The sequence below is a fragment of the Kitasatospora sp. NPDC058190 genome (assembly GCF_042883685.1).
In the GTDB taxonomy this organism is placed as follows: domain Bacteria; phylum Actinomycetota; class Actinomycetes; order Streptomycetales; family Streptomycetaceae; genus Kitasatospora.
The window spans coordinates 5,001-7,103 of sequence record NZ_JBHVVI010000223.1; the positions used below are offsets into that span (position 1 = coordinate 5,001).

A 2,103-nucleotide genomic window follows, 5' to 3' on the forward strand; every position below is an offset into this window, starting at 1 on the left:
CTTACATCATTCATCGTGCGCAGCACGCCGATCGCCTGAGTATTTCTCTTTCCGAATTCATTGGCTCCATGGATAGAATCCATGAAATTCGGGATAGCTGAATAGCACCAATTTGAACATTCGAATAAAACAACCACGTATTCACTGGCACACAGTGCATTTGTTGTCTGTTCGCTTAAGGAGGGAGGAGTATCAATAACGATAAAATCGTATCTGTCCCTGACGGACTTCAAAGCATGATCTAAGACAGAACTTGGATTCCCGCTAAAAGGGATCGTATCGCCTTTATATGTTTTTCCCGTATACAGCCAGCGCGGGAAAGTTGCCAAAAAGTTGTTGGCAGGCAGAAGATCGAGGTGATCGTTGATATTCAGTATGTAGCCCTCAACATTATCTTCCTGCATCGCTTCCAGCACGGACTTGCCCATATACTCATTTGAAGGCTGCTCAGACAGAAGCTCTGTAAGGTTGCCCTGTGAGTCCATATCCACTGCAAGGACCCTATATCCATTTCTGCTCAACAAGTGCGCGAGAATGCCGGTTGTGGTGGATTTTCCGCAGCCTCCCTTTTGAATTCCCATTGTAATAGTAATCGCCATCCCTTTATCACCCTTTCTTCTTTTATTTTTTTCTTCTAACGTTGTTTTCTTCTTTTCTTCTTTTCTTCCTTTCTTCTAACGTTGTTTTCTTCTTATTTTATACGATGCCTTTGTCATCCAATTAAAAAAGGCACTCATTAATGGGTGCCTTTTTTTAATTTCTTAAGTTGCTTTTCGAACTTACGCTTGCGCTTTTCTAGCTCCTCTACTGAATCACTTTCAGCCTCCGGCTCCTGAATTTGCAGAACTTCAAATAATTCTTCTTTAATTTCTTCAAATGTAACTGCTGCTGATTCATGATCCAATTTCAGTACTTCCTCCATTTTTTCAATGGACTTTTCCCGTATATACCAAGCAGGCAGTACTTCTTTTGATTTTCTGAAGTCAGATACTAAGCGTATAAGGATGTCTTCTGATTCATCATTATCCTTGTTTGCTGCCTTTAAGACCTTGGTTATGTATCCGACGGGGTTTTCGATGTCCTTGCGGTCCTGTATTTTCTCCAGGAGGCTCATTACATTGTCCTGTCCATGCTTTTCCCATGAAAGAATGACTTCGTCCGTTAACCTTACCCCCATCTTTAAGCCGAGTTTTTTCACTTTCTCTATAAACGTATCGGCAAATTCCTGCAAATGATTTTGAAGCAGGTCCAATTGATCAGGTTTTCCATTGCTTCCTGAAGTAATGAAAAATTTGATTTTATCCACTCTTCGTCCTGTCCTGATTTCTTCTATTTCAAAGGATATATCCGTTTTAGCCTTCAATTCCTTCTGGGCTGGTACAAGAACACGCTGCTTAAAGTTTCCGTATGCAGGATAGATATCCTCAGCCCCGAGCATTTTGCGCAGGTCCTTCAGGTAAAAGGATCTTTCCTTCAGTCTTTCATATTGCTTCAGTAATTCATATATCCTTATGGCGTAGGAGCTTTTCAGCTTCACCACATTCTCAAGTTTGTAGCTTGTGAATTCCCTTTTCAGCTGAAGCAGGTACGGCCGCAGGAAGGGATCAAACCTTATGTCTACAGTTCCTTCCGTTTCGTTATACGCTACATAGCTGAGCCACGAAACCTGTATGACCTTTTTTTTAATCCGCACTTCAAATACCTTCTTCATCAAATCCTTCGTAATCTGCTTCAGTTCTGTATATTTGGGTGTTCCTTTTAAGCTTAGGAGATCTGAAAATTCCTGAATAGGCAGGGTGTAGGTTTTGAAATCTGAATCTGCAGGTGTAATATGGCTCGCCAGACAAAGGATGATTTTTTGTTCTACCACGCCTAATTTATAATTTGCTTCAATGAGCATATTCGACTTAGTCACCAAATGGTTGTTCTGTGTTTCGTTTTTTTCTAAAATTTTCATCACAATTTCCTCCCTTTCGAGCTTCTTCATTATGACAAAAATCCATCGATAACAAAAGGATTTTTTTGTTATAATTCGCACCAAAAATGTTATAGTTCGCACCAAAAATGTTATAGTTCGCACCAAAAATGTTATAGTTCAGGCAC

General features: G+C 40.3%; 2 protein-coding genes (1 of these 2 cut by a window edge). Both read right to left on the reverse strand.

The features are described from left to right. Positions 1-599 carry the 5' portion of a ParA family protein gene (locus ACFVWU_RS43730; protein WP_376296051.1) on the reverse strand. Its footprint begins 199 nt before the window's first position, so the window shows 599 of its 798 coding nt (coding positions 1-599); it begins with the start codon at positions 597-599; its stop codon lies off the left edge, out of view. A gap of 137 nt (positions 600-736) precedes the next feature. Then, positions 737-1,987 (reverse strand): replication initiation protein, encoded by a 1,251-nt coding sequence (locus tag ACFVWU_RS43735; protein ID WP_376532906.1) that lies wholly within the window; start codon positions 1,985-1,987, stop codon positions 737-739. Positions 1,988-2,103 lie beyond the last annotated feature (116 nt).

Coding starts and splice junctions, on each gene's coding strand:
- ACFVWU_RS43735 (WP_376532906.1), bottom strand. CDS start 1,987: ATGAAGAAGCTCGAAAGGGAGGAAATTGTGATGAAAATTTTAGAAAAA.